Source organism: Rhodopseudomonas palustris, from assembly GCF_003226555.1.
Taxonomy (GTDB): domain Bacteria; phylum Pseudomonadota; class Alphaproteobacteria; order Rhizobiales; family Xanthobacteraceae; genus Rhodopseudomonas; species Rhodopseudomonas palustris_I.
The window spans coordinates 38,025-55,793 of sequence record NZ_QKQS01000026.1 but is presented as its reverse complement, the minus strand read 5'-3'; the positions used below and the strand labels follow the sequence as shown (position 1 = coordinate 55,793).

Below are 17,769 nucleotides of genomic sequence, written 5' to 3'. Positions count from 1 at the left end.
GCTCAGACTCGTTGAGACGCCCCCTCACCCGGAATTCGCGCTGACGCGCCAATTCCGACCTCTCCCCGCGCGCGGGGAGAGGTAAAAATCACCCACCCATGAAGATCTATCTCGCCGGCCCCGACGTCTTCCTGCCCGATGCGCTCGAGATCGGGCGGCGCAAAGCCGAGCTGTGCGCGGACTACGGCTTGACCGGGCTGTTTCCGCTCGACAATGCGGTGGCGCTCGCCGCACACGATGCTTCTCTGCAGATCTTCCGCGGCAACGAGGCGATGATGAATGAGGCCGACGCCATCATCGCCAATCTGACGCCGTTCCGCGGCCCCAGTGCCGACGCCGGCACGGTGTACGAACTCGGCTACATGGCCGGACGCGGCAAGCTGGTGCTCGGCTATTCGAACGATCCGGCGAACTATGTCGCGCGGGTCAAGCAGTTCGAGACCGTCGAGAGCCGCGCCGGCCTGCTGATCGGCGCCGACGGCCTTGCGGTCGAGGATTTCGGCCTCGCCGACAATCTGATGCTGATCCATTGCCTCGATCTGCACGGCGCGCCGCTGGTGACACCGCGCGCTGCGCCGGCCGATCCATGGCATGATCTCGGCAGCTTCACCGCATGCGTCCGGATCGCGGCGCAGCGGCTGGGGCCGAAACAGGCGCGCTGACGATGGCGAAGTCACCCGATGCCCCGTCCCGGAAGCGCGCCGACGTCGTGCTGGTCGAACGCGGGCTGTTCGACAGCCGCGCGCGGGCGCAGGCGGCGATCGAGGCCGGTCTCGTCTTCGCCGACGGCAAGCCGGTCACCAAAGTCTCTGAACCGATCGCCCTCAACGCTGAGCTCGAAGCGCAGCCGGCGCATCCCTGGGTGTCGCGCGGCGGCGTCAAGCTCGCCGGGGCGCTGGAGCGCTATCCGATTCCGATCGAGGATCACGTCTGCCTCGACGTCGGCTCCTCCACCGGCGGGTTCACCGAGGTGCTGCTGGCGCACGGCGCTGCACTGGTGTTCGCGGTCGATGTCGGCCGCGATCAGCTTCACGCCTCGCTGCGCGGCCATCCCAAGATCGTCTCGATGGAGGAGACCGACATCCGCAAGCTGGAAGGCACACGGCTGCCGCAGCGGCCGGACGTCGTGGTGATCGATGCCAGCTTCATCTCGCTGAAGCAGGTGCTGCCAGCTGCGCTGTCGCTCGCCGCGGCGCCGATGAGTCTCCTGGCGCTGATCAAGCCGCAGTTCGAGGCTCCCTCGAAGCGCGGCATCGTCCGCGACGCCAAGGTGCATCGCGCCGTGTGCAACGACGTCACCGCCTTCGCGGCCTCGCTCGGCTGCTGCGACATCGAAGTCTTTGCCTCGTCGATCGCTGGCGGCGACGGCAATGTCGAGTTCTTTCTCGGCGCCCGGCGCGGCTGAAACGCCGCAGCACGCCGCCGGAACCAAAGTCTTACTCCGGCCGTAACTTCGGTTATGGTGCGCGCCATGACCGCACCAGGTTCCAACATCGCCGCCGGCGCGCTTGCGCCGGCGAAGTCGTCTGCGTGGCGAACAGAGCTGATCGAGACGCTGTGGCTCGCGTGGCCGATGGCGCTGACCCAGCTCGGCCAGATCGCGATGATGACCACCGATCTGGCGTTGATCGGCCGGCTCGGTGACACCGCCGTGGCCGCGGCGGCGCTGGCGCATATCGTGCTGTTCTCGACCTTTACGATGGGCCTCGGTCTGGTCTCCGCGGTGACACCGCTGGCCGCACAGGCGTTCGGTGCCCGCGCGCCGCGGCAGGTGCGGGCGTCGCTCCGCGTCGGGCTGTGGGCGGGTGTGATCGCCGGCGTCCCGCTGACGCTCGGCCAGCTGTACGGCGAGGAATTGCTGGTCGCGCTCGGCCAGGACGCAACGACGTCGCGCCTCGCCGGCGATTATCTCGACGGGTTGGCATGGTCACTGGTGCCGGGCTGGCTGTTCATCGCGCTGCGCGGCTTCATGGGCGCGGTGAACCGGCCCGAGCCGGCGCTGTGGATCATGCTGACCGCAATCCCGATCAATCTCGGCCTCGCCTATGTGCTGATCCACGGCTCGCTCGGCCTGCCGCGGCTGGAGATCTTCGGCGCCGGCCTTGCCACCACGATCGTGTCCTGGGCGATGTGCGCCGCCGCCGCCGTGGTTTGCGTGACGATGCGGCCGTTCCGTAAGTACCAGGTATTCGGCGAACTATTCCGGTTCGACGGCGAGCTGATGCGACGGCTGTTGCAACTCGGCCTGCCGATCTCGGGCGCCTCTGTGCTGGAATACGGCGTGTTCGGTGCGGCGGCGTTGCTGATGGGCTTGTTCGGCACCACCGCGCTCGCGGCCCACCAGATCGCCCTGCAGGTCGCGGCGATCATGTTCATGGTGCCGATGGGGATTTCGGTTGCCGCCACGGTGCGGGTCGGCCACGCGGTCGGTCGCGGCGACCCGCCGGGTGCGCGGCGCGCCGGCTTTGCGGCGATCGGCCTCGGCTTCGTGTTCATGGCCGCGATGACGCTGCTGGTAGCGCTGACCCGGCATCAAATCCCGTATCTGTTTCTCGGCGAGTCGGAGACAGCGGCAGCGACCGCGGCACTCACCGCATCGCTGCTGATCGTCGGCGCCAGCTTCTTCATCGCCGACGGCCTGCAAGTCGTCGCCAACGGTGCGCTGCGCGGCCGCAACGACACCAAGATACCACTGCTGTTTGCGGTGCTCGGGTTCTGGCTGATCGGCTTTCCGTTCTGCTGGGTGCTCGGCTTCCACACCCAGCTCGGCCCGTTCGGGGTCTGGATCGGGCTGGCGATCGGCCTCATCGTCTACGCCGCGCTGCTGATGTGGCGCTTCCACCGGCTGACCCGCGATTCGATGGCAGCCGCCGTCGCCGCCTGATCAGTTCCGGCTTTACGGCCTGCCGGCTGGAGACTATCGCATCGCTATGATCCAGACCCTGACGATCGATCAGCTCGGCCACCGTGGCGACGGCGTCAGCCTGTCGCAAGGCAGCGCGATCTACGTGCCGTTCGCGCTGCCCGGCGAAACCGTCGACGTCGAGGCGGTGCAAGGCCATCCCGATCGCCGCAAGCTGCTGCGTGTCGAGGTGCCGAGCGCCGATCGGGTCGCGCCGTTCTGTCCGCATTTCGGCGTATGCGGCGGCTGCGCGATCCAGCATCTGCACGACGAGCCGTATCGGGCGTGGAAGCGCAATTTGGTCGTCGAGACGCTGACCCAGGCGGGAATCGACGTTGCGGTCGACCCGCTGATCGATGCTCACGGCGCCGGACGCCGCCGCATCACGCTGCACGCCCGCCGCGGCACGCACGACATCCTCAAAGTCGGCTTCAGCGCCACCGCAAGTCACGAGATCATCGGTATCGATCACTGCCCGATCCTCGATCCGGCGCTCGGCGGCGCGCTGGAAGCGGCCTGGGCGTTGGCCGAAGCGCTGACGCCGGTCGGCAAGCCGCTCGACATTCAAGTCACCGCCACCGAGAACGGGCTCGATATCGACGTACGCGGCTCCGGGCCGCTGCCGCCGAAGATGATCACCTTGCTGTCGCAGCTCGCCGAGCAGCATAGGCTCGCGCGGCTGACCCGGCATGGCGAATTAGTTCTGCTGCGCCGGCCGCCGGTGGTGACGATCGGCAAAGCCAAGGTGACGCTGCCGCCGGGGGCGTTCCTGCAGGCGACCGCGCTCGGCGAACAGACGCTGGCGGAGCTGGCGATGGCACATCTCGGCCGCGCCAAGCAGGTCGCGGATCTGTTCTGCGGCGTCGGCCCGTTCGCGCTGCGCCTTGCCGAGAAAGCGCGGGTGTTCGCCTGTGACAGCGATGCGCCGGCGGTCACGGCGCTGCAGAAAGCCGCACCGGGAACGCCGGGGCTGAAGCCCGTGAAGGCGGAAGCGCGCGACCTGTTTCGCCGTCCGCTGGCACCGCCCGAACTGCGCGACTTCGACGCCGTGCTGTTCGATCCGCCGCGCCAGGGCGCGCAAGCGCAGGTAGCACAGCTCGCGGCCAGCCGGGTGCCGCTGGTGATCGCAGTGTCGTGCAACGCCACCACCTTCGCCCGCGACGCCAAGCTGCTGATCGACGGCGGCTTCAAGCTGGAGCGTGTGACTCCGGTCGATCAGTTCAAGTACACGCCGCATGTCGAGCTGGTGGCGAGTTTTCGAAAGAAGTAACTCTCACAGCGTCATTCCGGGGCGCGAACGCAGTTCGCGAACCCGGAATCTGGAGCTGTTGCGCAGCCGGCATTTCCAACATGTCGGGATTCCGGGTTCACGCGCTCTGCGCGTGCCCCGGAATGACGGAGTAACAACTACCCGATCGCGATGCCGCCGCCGATGGTGCGGTTGAGGACCTGGGTGGTGCGTTCGATGCGTTCGGCGGCGCTGTTCAGTGCGGCGGCGACGGCGCGGTTGGTGGTCACGGTGCGGTCGAGCGAAGCCGCACGATCGTTGCGCAGTGCTTCCACTTCCTGCTGCAGAGCGGCGATGCGGCCGTGAGCGTCGAGCAGTTCGTCGGCCATCATCAGTGCGGCCATCACGGTGAGCCGCGCATCGCCTATTTCGCCGAACCGGCCGCGCAGGCTCTGAATCCGAGTCTCCAGATTCTCAGCGAGCCCGAGCAGTTGCGGTTCCTGGCCCGGCTCGCAGGCCATCCGGTATTGCCGGCCGTTGATGGTGACGCTGACGTGGTTGGCGGATCCAGCGGAGTCGCTCGAGCTCATGACTCCTCCTCGGCCGGCTGGGGATCGCCCGCTTCGGTGTCGAGCACCTGGCGGATGGTGTCGATGGCCGAATCGAGCCGCTGCGCGATCTCGCGGTTGACCCGCTCCAGCTTGCGGCTGCGCACCAGCGCACCGTCGAGCTCGTCGGCGAGGCGTGACCGATCGGCGCCGAGCGCCTGAATCCGCGACGCCAGCTCGTCCTCGTCGCGATCGGCCTCGGCACGGCGTTCCACCGCGCTTTCCAGCGCTTCGAGCGCCGCGGCAAGGCGACGCGCGGCGGCGACGATCTCGGCCGGCGCCTGATCGGTAGCGATGGAACCGTGGGCAGGACGATCCGTCATGCTCGTTGCGCGACCCCTCGCAATCTCCCACACCCGAGGCCTTGCCGACCCCCAACAAAAGCCACGATTGAACAAGCCTTTAGAGCGCGAAATTTACGTGGCGAGGAAGCATAGCGCAACGCTGCCGCAGAACTATGCACTGCAAAGCGCCGGTTTCGGCCCCGATTCCGGGCCGCCGAGTTGGCCGTAGCGGTATCGGGTGCTATGCGGACTGGCTTCCCGGCTGTTCAGCCCCATCTGTTCTGTTCATCGCCTTGCCATGGAGGCAGGGCACGGTCCGATTCTATCGGACTAACGGCAACCTCATTCTCAGGCGGAATCAATCATGGCGCAGGTCGATCAATCCCGTATGGCAAACGCAGTCCGGGCGCTGGCGATGGACGCCGTGGAGAAGGCCAAATCCGGCCATCCCGGTCTGCCGATGGGCGCCGCGGATGTAGCGACCGTACTGTGGACACAGTTTTTGAAGTTCGATGCGGCCGAACCGCATTGGCCGGATCGTGATCGCTTCATCCTCTCGGCCGGCCACGGCTCGATGCTGCTCTATGCGCTCCTCTACCTCATCGGCAACGAGGAGATGACGCTGGATCAGATCAAGAACTTCCGCCAGCTCGACTCCAAGACTCCGGGCCACCCGGAGAACTGCATCACCTCGTCGGTCGAAACCACCACCGGCCCGCTCGGCCAGGGTGTGGCCTCCTCGGTCGGCACTGCGCTGGCGGAGCGGCTGCTGCAGGCCGAATTCGGCGATATCGTCGACCATTACACCTACGTGCTGTGCTCCGACGGCGACCTGATGGAAGGCGTCAGCCACGAGGCGATCGCGCTCGCGGGGCATCTCAAGCTGTCGAAGCTGATCTTCCTGTACGACGACAACGGCATCTCGATCGACGGCCCGCTGTCGCTGGCCGACAACGTCGACCAGGTCGCACGCTTCCAGGCGCACGGCTGGAATTCGTTCCGGATCGACGGCCACGACCACAACGCGATCGCGGAGGCGATCCGAAAGGCCCAGGCCTCCGACCGGCCGACCATGATCGCCTGCAAAACCACGATCGGGTTCGGTGCGCCGCACAAGGCCGGCACGTCGAAGGCTCATGGCGAACCGCTCGGGGCCAAAGAACTCGCCGGCGCCAAAAAGGCGCTCGGCTGGGATTACGGACCATTCGAGATTCCCGATGACGTGCTCGGCGCCTGGCGCAATGTCGGCAAGCAGGGCGCCTCGGCGCGCACCGACTGGCTGGCGCGGTTCGACGCCCTGCCGGCGGACAAGCGCGACGAATTCAAGCGCCGGGTGATCGACCGCAAGCGGCCGGCGGCGATTGCGGGCACGATCCGCGCGCTGAAGGACAAGCTCGTCGCCGAACCGCAGACCATCGCCACCCGCAAAGCCAGCGAGCTCGCGCTCGAAGCGCTGACGCCGGTGGTGCCGGAATTGCTGCTCGGTTCCGCCGACCTGACGCCCTCGAACAATACCCGCGTCAAACAGGCCAAGGACGTCACGCCGGACGATTTCTCCGGCCGCTACATCCATTACGGCATCCGCGAGATGGGCATGGCGGCGGCGATGAACGGCCTCGCGCTGCACGGCGGCTTCGCGCCCGCGGGCGGTACCTTCCTGTGCTTCACCGACTACGCCCGCCCGTCGATGCGGGTGGCGGCACTGTCTCATGTGCCGGTGGTCTACATCATGACCCACGATTCGATCGGGCTCGGCGAAGACGGCCCGACCCATCAGCCGGTCGAGCATCTGGCCGCGCTGCGGGCGATGCCGAACATGCGGGTGTTCCGTCCGGCCGATGCGGTGGAGACCGCCGAGTGCTGGCAGCTCGCGCTGGAGAACACCAGCGGCCCGACCGTGCTGGCACTGTCGCGGCAGAACCTCGCGCAGCAGCGTACCGCGACCTCCGAGGCCAACCTCTGCACCACAGGCGGCTATGAGCTGATCCCGGCGCCGGGCAAGGCGCAGGTCTCGATCTTCGCCACCGGCTCCGAGGTCGAGATCGCGGTCGCGGCGCAGAAGCTGCTCGAAGTGCAGGGCGTCGCCGCCCGCGTCGTGTCAGTGCCGTCACTCGACCTGCTGCTGGAGCAGGACGACGCGACCCGCGCGGCAATCATCGGCGATGCGCCGGTGAAAGTCGCGGTCGAAGCCGCGGTGCGGTTCGGCTGGGACGCGGTGATCGGCCCGGACGGCGGCTTCGTCGGCATGACCGGCTTCGGCGCCAGTGCGCCAGCCAAGGACCTCTACAAGCACTTCGGCATTACTGCGGAAGCCGTGGCGGACGCCGCTAAGCGCAGGCTCACCGCCTAATAACGCGGCGCCCACCGGCGGGCGATTAAGGATCGCGCAATTTCGTCGGGCGCGGCAGTTCACCGCATCAGGTGAGCCGCGCCTGCGGTAAGTCTTTGATCTGAATCATGAACGAGCGGATTGCAACCGCTCGGTATTTTGGGCATGAAACCGCGCAAGAGTACGGGGGACGCCCCGTCGTAGAATTGAAAATCATCTGCAGCGAGGAGAAGTTGGATGGCAGTTCGGGTCGCGATCAACGGGTTTGGCCGCATCGGCCGTAATGTTCTGCGGGCGATCTACGAGTCCGGCCGTAAGGATATCGAAGTCGTTGCGATCAACGATCTCGGCCCGGTCGAGACCAATGCCCATCTGCTTCGCTTCGACTCGGTGCACGGCCGCTTCCCGCACGACGTCAAGGTCGACGGCGACACCATCGATGCCGGCCGCGGCAAGATCAAGGTGACGGCGATCAAGGACCCGTCGGCGCTGCCCTACAAGGATCTCGGCGTCGATATCGCGCTGGAATGCACCGGCATCTTCACCGCCCGCGACAAGGCTGCGGCGCTGCTGACGGCCGGCGCCAAGCGCGTGCTCGTCTCGGCTCCGTCGGACGGCGCAGATGCGACCATCGTGTACGGCGTCAACCACGACACCCTGACCAAGGACCACATGGTGGTGTCCAACGGCTCGTGCACCACGAACTGCCTGGCTCCGGTCGCCAAGGTGCTCAACGACACCGTCGGCATCGAAACCGGCTTCATGACCACGATCCACGCCTACACCGGCGACCAGCCGACGCTGGACACCATGCACAAGGATCTCTACCGCGGCCGCGCCGCGGCGATGTCGATGATCCCGACCTCGACCGGTGCCGCCAAGGCGATCGGCCTGGTGCTGCCCGAGCTGAAGGGCAAGCTCGACGGCGTCGCGATCCGCGTGCCGACCCCGAACGTCTCGGTGGTCGACCTCAAGGTCATCGCCAAGAAGGCCACCACCAAGGAAGAGATCAACGACGCGATCAAGCGCGCCGCCGAGCAGGAGCTGAAGGGCATCCTCGGCTACACCAACGCGCCGAACGTCTCGATCGACTTCAACCACGATCCGCACTCGTCCACCTTCCACATGGACCAGACCAAGGTGCAGAACGGCACGCTGGTGCGCGTGATGTCGTGGTACGATAACGAGTGGGGCTTCTCCAACCGCATGGCCGACACCGCCGTGGCGATGGGCAAGCTGATCTGACGACCTGATACCCGTAACTCATGGATCGAGACGCGGGCTTCGCCCGCTCCTCACCATGAGGATGGTGACATGGCGCGAGGAGATGATCTCCTCGCCGCTTGCGAAACCCTCATCCTGAGGGAGCCGAGCGCAGCGAGGCGTCTCGAAGGATGGGCCCCACACACAGGGTTCATCATGACCAAATCATTCCGCACCCTCGACGACGTCGATGTCAAAGGCAAACGCGTCCTGCTGCGCGTCGACCTCAACGTGCCGATGGACGCCGGCAAGGTGACCGACACCACTCGGCTGGAGCGCGTGGCGCCGACCATCACCGAGATCGCATCCAAGGGCGGCAAAGTGATCCTGCTGGCGCATTTCGGCCGGCCGAAGGGTCGTGACGACAAGAATTCGCTGAAGCCGGTCGCGGCCGCGCTCGCCGACGTCATCAAGAAGCCGGTCGGCTTCGCCGACGACTGCATCGGCGAGCCCGCCGCCAAGGCGATCGCCGCGATGGCCGACGGCGACATCCTTTGCCTGGAGAACACCCGCTTCCATCCCGAGGAAGAAAAGAACGATCCGGCTTTCGTCGCCAAGCTCGCCGACCTCGGTGACATCTGGGTCAACGACGCGTTCTCGGCCGCGCACCGCGCCCACGCCACCACTGAAGGCCTCGGGCACAAGCTGCCGGCCTATGCGGGCCGCACCATGCAGGCCGAGCTGGTCGCGCTGAACAAGGCGCTGGAAGCGCCGACCAAGCCGGTGATCGCGATCGTCGGCGGCGCCAAGGTATCGAGCAAGATCGATCTGCTGGAAAACCTCGTCACCAAGGTGCAGGCGCTGGTGATCGGCGGCGGCATGGCCAACACCTTCCTGCATGCCCAGGGCGTCAAGGTCGGCAAGTCGCTGTGCGAAAAGGATCTGGCCGAGACCGCGCTGCGGATCATGAACAAGGCCGAAGCCGCCAACTGCGCCATCATCCTCCCTGTGGACGCCACCGTGGCGTATCACTTCGAGGCCAATGCGCCGTCGTTCGCCTATGGGCTCGACGCGATCCCGGCCGATGGCATGATCCTCGACGTCGGCCCGCGCTCGATCGAGCGCATCCACGCTGCGATCGACGATGCCGCTACCCTGGTGTGGAACGGCCCGGTCGGCGCGTTCGAGATGACGCCGTTCGACAAGGGCACGGTCGAAGCCGCCAAGCACGCCGCCAAGCGCACCAAGGCCGGCAAGCTGGTATCGGTCGCCGGCGGCGGCGACACCGTCGCGGCGCTCAACCATGCCGGCGTCGCCGACGACTTCACCTACATCTCGACCGCCGGCGGCGCCTTCCTGGAATGGATGGAAGGCAAACCGCTGCCGGGCGTGGAAGTGCTGCGGGTCAAGTGATCTTTACCGCCGGCGCCCCGCGCGGCGCCGGCTTGCGACCGCCTCCACCGGAGCCTATCTTGCGTTACATGTAACGCTCCGGAGGGAGGAGACCTGCGATGGACAAGCCGGTCGAAAAGCCCGCGAAGGCCCAGATCCGAAAGCCCGGCACCAAGCCGCGCAGCGCCAGCGCCGAACGTGTGCGGCGTCACCGTGAGAAGATGAAGGGGATGGGGCTGAAGCCGGTCACCCTCTGGGTTCCGGACCACTACAACTCGCCTGAATACAAGGCTGAGATCAGGCGGCAGTGCCTGCTACTCAAGAACGATCCCCACGAACAGCAGATTCTCGCCGAAATTGAAGACTGGTTCGACCCAGAAGGCTGGAAGTGACCCGAGGCGACATCATTTTGGTCGCAATGCAGGGCGACTACGGCAAGCCGAGGCCGGCCGTAGTCGTGCAAACGGACGATTTCGAGGAGGTCCCCTCCCTCGCGGTTTTGCCTCTTACCACTGAGCTCCGCGATGTCCCGGCGATCCGCATTCCCGTCGAGCCAACCCCAGATAACGGCCTCGTGCAACGGTCGCAGATCATGTTGGATAAGATCACGGCTGTCGCGCGGCGCCGCGTCGGTCCACGGATCGGTTCCCTCTCGACCAACGACATGGCCGCGGTCAATCGTGCCCTCGCCATCTTCCTCGGCATTGTCTAAGACGCTGTCCGAACGGCTTCCCACCTCAACAAGAACAGCCAAAGGAGAGACGCGATGAACCTCGCTGACTTGAACCAGATCGCTCGCGCCATGGTCGCGCCCGGCAAGGGCATTCTCGCCGCCGACGAGTCGTCGGGGACGATCAAGAAGCGGTTCGACGTGATCGGGGTGGAGTCGACCGAGACCAACCGCCGCGACTATCGCGAGATGCTGTTCCGCTCCAAGGAAGCGATGAGCGACTACGTCTCCGGCGTGATCCTGTACGACGAGACAATCTGGCAGAACGCCGCCGACGGCACCCCGCTGGTGAAACTGATCGAGCAGGCCGGCAGCATTCCCGGCATCAAGGTCGACGAGGGCACCCAGCCGCTGCCGAACTGCCCGGGCGAGACCATCACGGTCGGCCTCGACAAGCTCGCCGAACGGCTCGCCAAATACTACAAGCAGGGCGCCCGCTTCGCGAAATGGCGCGCGGTGATCGACATCGACACCACCCGCGGCGTGCCGACCCATACGGCGATCATGACCAACGCCCACGCGCTGGCGCGCTACGCGGCGCTGTGCCAGCAGGCGCAGATCGTGCCGATCGTCGAGCCGGAGGTGCTGATGGACGGCGCCCACGACATCGACACCTGCTACAACGTCACCGAATGGGTGCTGAAGGAAACCTTCCAGCAACTCTACTTCCAGCGCGTCGCCCTCGAAGGCATGATCTTGAAGCCCAACATGGCGGTCCCGGGCAAGAAGTCAGCTAAGAAGGCGTCGGTGCAGGAAGTCGCCGAGAAGACCGTGAAGCTGCTGAAGGCCTGCGTGCCGTCGGCGGTGCCGGGCATCGCCTTCCTGTCCGGCGGCCAGTCGGACGAAGAAGCGACGGCGCACCTCGATGCCATGAACAAGATCGGCGGCCTGCCCTGGGGCCTCACCTTCTCTTACGGTCGCGCGCTGCAAGCCGCGCCGCAGAAGGCGTGGTCGGGCAAGGCCGACAACGTCGCGGCCGGTCAAGCCGCGTTCACGCACCGGGCCCGGATGAATTCGCTCGCCGCCAAGGGCGAGTGGAGCGCCGAGCTCGAAACTAAGAAGGCCGCCTGAGCCGCAATGAACGCCAAGCCCGCCCCATCGCGTCCGGCGCCGCGCCTGTATCTGGCGACGCCGGTGATCGCCGATCCCGCTGCGATTGTCGCAGCCCTGCCGAAGCTGCTCGCTGCCGCCGATGTGGCGGCGGTGCTGCTGCGGCTGGAACCGTCCGATCCGCGCACCCTGACGTCGCGGATCAAGGCGGTGGCGCCGGTGGTGCAGGCGGGCGGCGCGGCGCTCCTGGTCGACGGCCACGCCGATCTGGTGGCCCGCGGCGGCGCCGATGGGGCGCATCTGACCGGCCTCGAAGCAATGCAGGAGTGGCTGCCGCAATTGCAGCCATCCCGCATCGCCGGGGTCGGCGGGCTGGAAACCCGCCATGATTCGATGATCGCCGGCGAAGCTGGCGCCGATTACGTGCTGTTCGGCGAACCCGGAACCGACGGCACCCGGCCGTCGGCGGACGCGATCGCCGAGCGGCTGGACTGGTGGGCGGAGCTGTTCGAGCCGCCGTGCATCGGCTATGCGACCAGCCGCGACGACGTCCATCAATTCGCCACAGCAGGTGCCGATTTCGTGCTGGTGGGCGACTTCATCTGGAGCGCCGACGATCCCACGGCCGCGCTGGCGGACGCCGGCGAAGCGCTTCGCCAAGGCTTCGCTGCCGCCCCCCGGCAATGACACATTGGATTTGACGATGAAGGCGCTGCGCGCATTCGCGATTGTTGCGGCTTCGCTGCTGTTTGCAACCGGTGCCACGGCGCAGATCTCGCTGTCGCCGCCGTCTTCTGCGAACCCGTTCCCGAAGCCGCTGGAGCCGGAAAAGCCGAAGCCCAAGCCGCCGGCCCCTGCCAAGTCCCCAGCTGCCAAGTCCCCCGCTGCCCAGGCCAAAGACAAGGACAAGGCCGACGCCAAGGCTGCGACCGGCGCCGGCGCGGCCGATGCCGACGATCCCAATGTCGATCTGGTTTACGGCGCCTATCAGCGCGGCTTCTACAAGACCGCGTTCGACCTGGCGCAGAAGCGCGCCGCCGACAACGACGCCAAAGCCATGACCATGCTGGGCGAACTCTATGCCAACGCCCTCGGCGTCAAGCGCGACTACAAGAAGGCGGTCGAGTGGTACCAGCGCGCGGCGGATCTCGGCGACCGCGAGGCGATGTTTGCCCTCGCGATGGCGCGGATGGGCGGCCGCGGTGGCCCGCCGAACCGCGAGGAAGCCGCCAAATGGCTGGCGCAGGCCGCCAAGCTCGGCGAGCCGAAGGCGGCCTATAATCTGGCGCTGCTGTATCTCGACGGCCAGACCTTCCCGCAGGACGTCAAGCGGGCCGCCGAGCTGCTCCGGATCGCCGCCGATGCCGGCAATGCGGAAGCGCAATACGCGCTGGCGACCTTCTACAAGGAAGGGACCGGCGTGCCCAAGAACGTCGAGCAGTCGGTGCGGCTGCTGCAGGCTGCCGCGCTCGCCGGCAACGTCCCGGCCCAGGTCGAATACGCGATCGCGCTCTATAACGGCACCGGCACCCCGAAGAACGAGCCGGCCGCCGTGGCCCTGCTGCGCAAAGCCGCACGCGCCAACAATCCGATCGCGCAGAACCGCCTCGCCCATGTGCTGGTCACCGGCCAAGGAGCGACGCGCGACATCGTCGAGGCGATGAAATGGCACCTGGTCGCCAAGACCGCCGGCAAGGGCGATCTGTTGCTCGACCAGACCCTGGCGCAGATGTCGTCGGAAGATCGTGCCAAGGCCGAAGAAGCGGCCCGCAGCTGGATCGGCGGCGCCAAATGATCCGGGTTGACGCCGGGCCCCGCAACGGGCACCCCTTCGCCGGCAATCCCCTCACAATCCCTTCCAGACCGGACCCGTTCGCAGGTCGTCACGAGACCAGACCATGATCCATTCCGCCCTCATCAACGTCATGGTCAAGGCCGCGCGCCGCGCCGGCCGCAGCCTCAAGCGCGACTTCGGCGAGATCGAGAATCTCCAGGTCTCGCTCAAGGGACCGGCGAACTTCGTGTCCCGCGCCGACAAGCGGGCCGAGGAGATGCTGTACGAGGACCTGACCAAGGCGCGGCCGGGCTACGGCTTCCTCGGCGAGGAAGGCGGCACGCGCGAAGGTGCCGACAAGAGCCATCGCTGGATCGTCGACCCGCTCGACGGCACCACCAACTTCCTGCACGGCATCCCGCATTTCGCGATCTCGATCGGGCTCGAGCGCGAGGACACCATGATCGCCGGCGTGATCTACAATCCGGCCAATGAAGAACTGTACATCGCCGAGCGCGGCAAGGGCGCATTCCTCAACGACTCCAGGCTGCGTGTCGCCAACCGCCGCGAACTCCCCGACTGCGTGATCGGCTGCGGCCTGCCGCATCTCGGCCGCGGCAACTTCGCGCAGAACCAGCGCGAGATGGCGGCCCTGCAGCCAAAGGTCGCCGGCATGCGCCGGTTCGGCACCGCCTCGCTCGATCTCGCCGCGGTGGCGGCCGGCCGCTTCGATGGCTTCTGGGAACGCAATCTGTCGCCGTGGGACATCGCGGCCGGCATCGTGATGATCCGCGAAGCCGGCGGCACCGTCGGCGACATCAATGGCGGCGACGTCCTCAAGACCGGCGATATCGTCTGCGGCAACGAAACCATCCACGCCGAACTGGTGCGGATCCTGAAGCCGCTGAGCTGAGAGGCTCGTGGTCAGCCCTCCTTCTGCATCAGCATCTCTTCAGCAACCTTTCGGCTAGAGCCTCGGCCGCTTCCTCGTCGAGCGGCGTGCCGAAGAGCGCGCGCACGAAGAGCGGGGCGAGCAGAAAGTCGATGACGTCATCGACGGCGAGCGCGCGTTCGCCGCGGGCATTCGCGCGCGCCAGCATCTGCTCGATCTGCTCGATCCGCCGTGCCAGCGCTTCCGGCGGCGCCACGGTCCCGGCATGTGTCGGCGTGGCGGTGGCGACGAAAGCGCGAAAGAAAGACGAACCTTCGGGCCGGCTTAAGGTCAAAGCGATCGATCGCGCCCACTGGCGGAGATCGCCCTCGATCGATCCCGTGTCGGGAATGGGATAGTCGCGCATCAACTGCTCGACCGCGACCTCGCGGATCAGCGAGCCGATGTCTCCCCAGCGCCGATAGAGGCTCGTCGCCGCCACTCCGGCTCGCTCGGCCACGTCGGTCATGCTTACCGCCCCATGTCCCTTTTCCGCGACGAGCTCCACAACTGCTTGAAACGTAGCAGTTTTTGTCCTCGCCGCGCGACCGCCGGGTCGGGATTTAGGAGAATTACGCTGCATCGCGACAGTCCTTAACGCAAAAAATTTTGCAATAACGTTCCTCGATGCCTATCATGGTGGCTCGTTACAGGAGCATTCCCCATGGATCGTCGTTTCTTTCTCGCCGCGACTTCACTTGCAACTCTGTTCACCAACGCTGGCCACGCGCCAGCGGCGGCGGGCTCGCCTCCGGTCGATCGGCTGCTGTTTCCCAGCGATAATCAGTTCTGGTACGAGACGCTGCGCGCGATCGGAGCCGGAGAATACGGCGGCTCATCATTTGGCGAAGTTCTGGCGACGGCCAACAGCATCCAAGCTGGCGACGTGGATAGCTGGTACGCAGCATGGAATGCGACCGCGGACCGTGTTGCCGAGGAAGCGTCCAGACAGTTGGCGCGGGGCCATCGGGTCAGCGCGCGAGATGGTCTGTTGCGCGCGGCGACCTACTACCAGTGCTCCGATTTCTTCCTGCACGGAAGCCCGCACGACGCCAGGGTTTTGCGGGCTTATAAGCGGTCGGTGGAATGCTACGGCCAAGCCGCCAGGATGCACGAACCGGCCATCGAACCCGTCGAAATCCCATACGGGACCGGCACGCTGCCCGGCTATTTCCACTCAGCCGGCCGCCCTGGCGGGCGTCCGACTCTGATCCTGCATACCGGCTTCGACGGTTCAGCTGAAGAGATGCATGTGTTCGGCGCACGCGCGGCAGTCGAACGCGGCTATAATGTGCTGGCTTTTGACGGCCCCGGCCAATATGGCCCGCTGCATCGCGACGGCCTCGTCTTCAGGCCGGATTGGGAAAATGTGGTCGGTCCGGTGGTCGATTTCGCGCTGACGCGGCCCGACGTCGATCCGAAACGCTTGGCGCTGATGGGAATCAGCCTGGGCGGGTTATTGGCCCCGCGAGCGGCCGCCTACGAGAAGCGCCTTGCGGCTCTGATTGCCAATGACGGCGTCTACGATTTTTCCGCCACCTTCAAAGCGAACGTTCCGCCTGAAAAACTCGAAGGCTTCCTGTCGGGGTTGAAAGCGGATCAAGCGCCAGCGATCGATCAGATGCTGGTGCAGCAAATGAAGACGTCGACGACTTTCCGCTGGGCCTACGAGCACGGGATGTGGTCGACCGGCGCCGCGTCACCACGCGCTTTCCTAGCCAAGATGCTCGACTACAATCTTCGCAATGGGGTGGCGGAGGCGATCACTTGCCCGACGCTGGTTTGCGAGGCCGAGGCCGATCTGTTCTTCAAACAACAGCCACAGCAACTGTACGATCACCTGACCTGTCGTAAGACCTTGATCCGTTTCACGACGGCGGAAGGTGCCGGCGCGCATTGCCAAGTCGGAGCCAACCGATTGGCTTTCGCCCGAATCTTCGATTGGCTCGACGAGACGCTCGGCTAGCGGCAATCGGCCCGGCTGAGCGCCCCGGGGATTAACGTCGCCGGCGACATCCGGTGTACCCACCATGGTCGATGACCTTGGTGGCGGCGAGGTGCAGAATATTGAAGCCGCTGACTTAACGGGCTGAGAGCGCGCTCCCTCTTCGAACCAAGCGAGCGGTCATCGCCGGGCTCGTCCCGGCGATTCATCTTCGTCAAATGATGCTGTTGAGTACGCGCTGACGCGCGTGATGGATGCACGGGTCGAGCCCGCTCATGACGGAACCGAGTGCTGGTCCGCGGTGCCACCGGATCGGTCGTCATCGCCCGCGCAGGCGGGCGATCCAGTATTCTAGAGCTTTGCTTCAAGCATCGGCGCATCGCCGTACTGGATCCTCCGCTTGCGCGGAGGATGACGGTTGTTGGTGTTGAAACGGCACCGAGCTTCAAATAGTGGCAGTACTTACGCCGCCGGCACCATCCGCCGCACGTCGCCCGAGTCGGTGACAAACGCGGCGCCGGGCTTCGAGAACAGGAAGCCGTTGGACTTCTTCAGCGGATAAAGCTGGTCGAGCTTCTGCGCGCCTTCGGCCACTGCGATCTTGCCGTCGATGACGTCGCGATACAGCTTGGCGACCGCCACCATTTCGCACTGCTGCGGCGACAGCCGCATCGAAGAAACGCCGGCGTCCTTCAGCTTGTCGATGTCGCCGAGCAGGCTGGCGCAGGTGTAGGACAGCGTCTGCACGCCGTTCATCGCCAGGAACGGCTCGTCGTCGAGCGTCGTCACGGCGAGGCCGTCGGGATCCTGCTCGCAGACGAACTTGCAATTGTCCTTCGCCAGCTTGTTGAGCCGGGCGTGGTAGCAGCGCGCCGAGATCGCCAGCGGTACCCGGCCGAACGAGAACACCTCGAACGACACGTCGGGCAGCGACCCCGCGATACTGCGGATCGCCGACAGCGGCAGCTCCGGCGGCAGGCAGATCCGACTCGCGCCACGCGAGGCGAAATACGCAGCGGTCGACTCGTTGTAGATGTTGACGAACGGACCGATGGCGTGGGCCTTGCCGCCGAGCATGCCGAGGCAGGAGAGGTCGTTGACCTCCATCATGAAGCCGTCGTCGGCGGCGAGCTCGGCCATTGCCTTGCGCTCGCGCGGCAGCGACATCAGCACCAGCGAGCCCATCAGCACTTTCTTGCCGGCGCCGGCGAGGCGTTCGACCACCGCCGGGATGTGCTCCTCGAGGAACGGCTGGCGCTTCGAGCACACCACCTCGCCGACCACGACGGTGTCGACCGGCGCTTCGTCGGCGATGCGGAAATAGAAGTCGCGCCACTCTTCCGGCTTCCAGTTGAACAGCACCGGTCCAAGCGTGAGTTGCATGGGAGTAGCC

Annotated in this window: 18 protein-coding genes; 14 read left to right on the top strand and 4 right to left on the bottom strand. The window is 66.1% G+C overall.

The genetic code is table 11. The features are described from left to right. Positions 1-98 precede the first annotated feature (98 nt). From DNX69_RS20650 to DNX69_RS20635, 4 genes are read left to right on the top strand one after another with little or no spacing between them, the layout of a single operon-like run. On the top strand, positions 99-662 hold the full coding sequence (locus DNX69_RS20650; protein WP_110787877.1) for a nucleoside 2-deoxyribosyltransferase: 564 nt from the start codon (positions 99-101) through the stop codon (positions 660-662). Between the two features lie 2 nt (positions 663-664). Beyond that, on the top strand, positions 665-1,405 hold the full coding sequence (locus tag DNX69_RS20645; protein WP_110788197.1) for a TlyA family RNA methyltransferase: 741 nt from the start codon (positions 665-667) through the stop codon (positions 1,403-1,405). A 54-nt stretch (positions 1,406-1,459) separates the two neighbouring features. After that, positions 1,460-2,884 (top strand): MATE family efflux transporter, encoded by a 1,425-nt coding sequence (locus DNX69_RS20640; protein WP_110787876.1) that lies wholly within the window; start codon positions 1,460-1,462, stop codon positions 2,882-2,884. Between the two features lie 46 nt (positions 2,885-2,930). After that, positions 2,931-4,172, top strand: a complete 1,242-nt coding sequence (locus tag DNX69_RS20635) for a class I SAM-dependent RNA methyltransferase (protein ID WP_110787875.1) — start codon at positions 2,931-2,933, stop codon at positions 4,170-4,172. Positions 4,173-4,309: 137 nt separating this feature from the next. Here the strand turns inward: DNX69_RS20635 and DNX69_RS20630 are convergent, their stop codons facing one another. Together DNX69_RS20630 and DNX69_RS20625 are read right to left on the bottom strand one after the other, a co-directional pair. Then, positions 4,310-4,720 carry a cell division protein ZapA gene (locus DNX69_RS20630; protein WP_013500891.1) on the bottom strand — a complete coding sequence of 137 codons (411 nt, stop codon included), beginning with the start codon at positions 4,718-4,720 and terminating at the stop codon, positions 4,310-4,312. Further along, complete coding sequence (locus tag DNX69_RS20625; RefSeq protein ID WP_110787874.1) at positions 4,717-5,061, bottom strand: DUF4164 domain-containing protein; 345 nt, start codon at positions 5,059-5,061, stop codon at positions 4,717-4,719. Before DNX69_RS20625 ends, DNX69_RS20630 begins: the two co-directional genes overlap by 4 nt. Positions 5,062-5,386: 325 nt before the next feature. Between DNX69_RS20625 and tkt the strand changes: the two genes are divergently transcribed. The 9 genes from tkt to DNX69_RS20580 all read left to right on the top strand — a co-directional run bounded on the left by tkt (position 5,387) and on the right by DNX69_RS20580 (position 14,413). Beyond that, entirely contained in the window at positions 5,387-7,372 is a 1,986-nt protein-coding gene (gene tkt / locus DNX69_RS20620; protein ID WP_110787873.1) for a transketolase, read from the top strand. Between the two features lie 216 nt (positions 7,373-7,588). Further along, positions 7,589-8,596, top strand: a complete 1,008-nt coding sequence (gene gap, locus DNX69_RS20615) for a type I glyceraldehyde-3-phosphate dehydrogenase (protein ID WP_110787872.1) — start codon at positions 7,589-7,591, stop codon at positions 8,594-8,596. A gap of 174 nt (positions 8,597-8,770) precedes the next feature. Continuing rightward, positions 8,771-9,967, top strand: a complete 1,197-nt coding sequence (locus tag DNX69_RS20610; protein ID WP_110787871.1) for a phosphoglycerate kinase — start codon at positions 8,771-8,773, stop codon at positions 9,965-9,967. 98 nt (positions 9,968-10,065) lie between these two features. Beyond that, on the top strand, positions 10,066-10,338 hold the full coding sequence (locus tag DNX69_RS20605) for an antitoxin MazE family protein (protein ID WP_110787870.1): 273 nt from the start codon (positions 10,066-10,068) through the stop codon (positions 10,336-10,338). Further along, a complete protein-coding gene (locus DNX69_RS20600; RefSeq protein WP_110787869.1) occupies positions 10,335-10,658 on the top strand; it encodes a type II toxin-antitoxin system PemK/MazF family toxin in 324 nt (107 codons plus the stop codon). Before DNX69_RS20605 ends, DNX69_RS20600 begins: the two co-directional genes overlap by 4 nt. Before the next feature lie 54 nt (positions 10,659-10,712). Next, positions 10,713-11,747: a class I fructose-bisphosphate aldolase gene (locus DNX69_RS20595; protein WP_110787868.1), complete on the top strand. Its 1,035-nt coding sequence runs from the start codon at positions 10,713-10,715 to the stop codon at positions 11,745-11,747. Between the two features lie 6 nt (positions 11,748-11,753). Beyond that, entirely contained in the window at positions 11,754-12,413 is a 660-nt protein-coding gene (locus tag DNX69_RS20590; protein ID WP_110787867.1) for a thiamine phosphate synthase, read from the top strand. A gap of 16 nt (positions 12,414-12,429) precedes the next feature. Further along, positions 12,430-13,521 carry a tetratricopeptide repeat protein gene (locus DNX69_RS20585; protein ID WP_110787866.1) on the top strand — a complete coding sequence of 364 codons (1,092 nt, stop codon included), beginning with the start codon at positions 12,430-12,432 and terminating at the stop codon, positions 13,519-13,521. Positions 13,522-13,624: 103 nt separating this feature from the next. Continuing rightward, the gene (locus DNX69_RS20580) at positions 13,625-14,413 is read left to right on the top strand and encodes an inositol monophosphatase family protein (RefSeq protein WP_110787865.1); all 789 of its coding nucleotides are present in this window, start codon (positions 13,625-13,627) and stop codon (positions 14,411-14,413) included. A 28-nt stretch (positions 14,414-14,441) separates the two neighbouring features. Here the strand turns inward: DNX69_RS20580 and DNX69_RS20575 are convergent, their stop codons facing one another. Beyond that, complete coding sequence (locus DNX69_RS20575; RefSeq protein WP_110787864.1) at positions 14,442-15,014, bottom strand: TetR/AcrR family transcriptional regulator; 573 nt, start codon at positions 15,012-15,014, stop codon at positions 14,442-14,444. Positions 15,015-15,095: 81 nt separating this feature from the next. Between DNX69_RS20575 and DNX69_RS20570 the strand changes: the two genes are divergently transcribed. Further along, complete coding sequence (locus tag DNX69_RS20570; RefSeq protein ID WP_110787863.1) at positions 15,096-16,397, top strand: alpha/beta hydrolase family protein; 1,302 nt, start codon at positions 15,096-15,098, stop codon at positions 16,395-16,397. A gap of 441 nt (positions 16,398-16,838) precedes the next feature. Here DNX69_RS20570 and DNX69_RS20565 read toward each other — a convergent pair whose 3' ends face one another. After that, positions 16,839-17,759, bottom strand: coding sequence for a U32 family peptidase (locus tag DNX69_RS20565; RefSeq protein WP_110787862.1), 921 nt, complete (start codon positions 17,757-17,759; stop codon positions 16,839-16,841). Positions 17,760-17,769: the final 10 nt, after the last annotated feature.

What these genes read in the sequence shown, in the direction of transcription:
- DNX69_RS20650 (WP_110787877.1), top strand. Translation starts at nt 99, where the DNA reads ATGAAGATCTATCTCGCCGGCCCCGACGTCTTCCTGCCCGATGCGCTC.
- DNX69_RS20595 (WP_110787868.1), top strand. Translation starts at nt 10,713, where the DNA reads ATGAACCTCGCTGACTTGAACCAGATCGCTCGCGCCATGGTCGCGCCC.
- tkt (WP_110787873.1), top strand. Translation starts at nt 5,387, where the DNA reads ATGGCGCAGGTCGATCAATCCCGTATGGCAAACGCAGTCCGGGCGCTG.
- DNX69_RS20635 (WP_110787875.1), top strand. Translation starts at nt 2,931, where the DNA reads ATGATCCAGACCCTGACGATCGATCAGCTCGGCCACCGTGGCGACGGC.
- DNX69_RS20605 (WP_110787870.1), top strand. Translation starts at nt 10,066, where the DNA reads ATGGACAAGCCGGTCGAAAAGCCCGCGAAGGCCCAGATCCGAAAGCCC.
- gap (WP_110787872.1), top strand. Translation starts at nt 7,589, where the DNA reads ATGGCAGTTCGGGTCGCGATCAACGGGTTTGGCCGCATCGGCCGTAAT.
- DNX69_RS20575 (WP_110787864.1), bottom strand. Translation starts at nt 15,014, where the DNA reads ATGCAGCGTAATTCTCCTAAATCCCGACCCGGCGGTCGCGCGGCGAGG.
- DNX69_RS20570 (WP_110787863.1), top strand. Translation starts at nt 15,096, where the DNA reads ATGGATCGTCGTTTCTTTCTCGCCGCGACTTCACTTGCAACTCTGTTC.
- DNX69_RS20590 (WP_110787867.1), top strand. Translation starts at nt 11,754, where the DNA reads ATGAACGCCAAGCCCGCCCCATCGCGTCCGGCGCCGCGCCTGTATCTG.
- DNX69_RS20640 (WP_110787876.1), top strand. Translation starts at nt 1,460, where the DNA reads ATGGTGCGCGCCATGACCGCACCAGGTTCCAACATCGCCGCCGGCGCG.
- DNX69_RS20610 (WP_110787871.1), top strand. Translation starts at nt 8,771, where the DNA reads ATGACCAAATCATTCCGCACCCTCGACGACGTCGATGTCAAAGGCAAA.
- DNX69_RS20565 (WP_110787862.1), bottom strand. Translation starts at nt 17,759, where the DNA reads ATGCAACTCACGCTTGGACCGGTGCTGTTCAACTGGAAGCCGGAAGAG.
- DNX69_RS20625 (WP_110787874.1), bottom strand. Translation starts at nt 5,061, where the DNA reads ATGACGGATCGTCCTGCCCACGGTTCCATCGCTACCGATCAGGCGCCG.
- DNX69_RS20630 (WP_013500891.1), bottom strand. Translation starts at nt 4,720, where the DNA reads ATGAGCTCGAGCGACTCCGCTGGATCCGCCAACCACGTCAGCGTCACC.
- DNX69_RS20580 (WP_110787865.1), top strand. Translation starts at nt 13,625, where the DNA reads ATGATCCATTCCGCCCTCATCAACGTCATGGTCAAGGCCGCGCGCCGC.
- DNX69_RS20585 (WP_110787866.1), top strand. Translation starts at nt 12,430, where the DNA reads ATGAAGGCGCTGCGCGCATTCGCGATTGTTGCGGCTTCGCTGCTGTTT.
- DNX69_RS20645 (WP_110788197.1), top strand. Translation starts at nt 665, where the DNA reads ATGGCGAAGTCACCCGATGCCCCGTCCCGGAAGCGCGCCGACGTCGTG.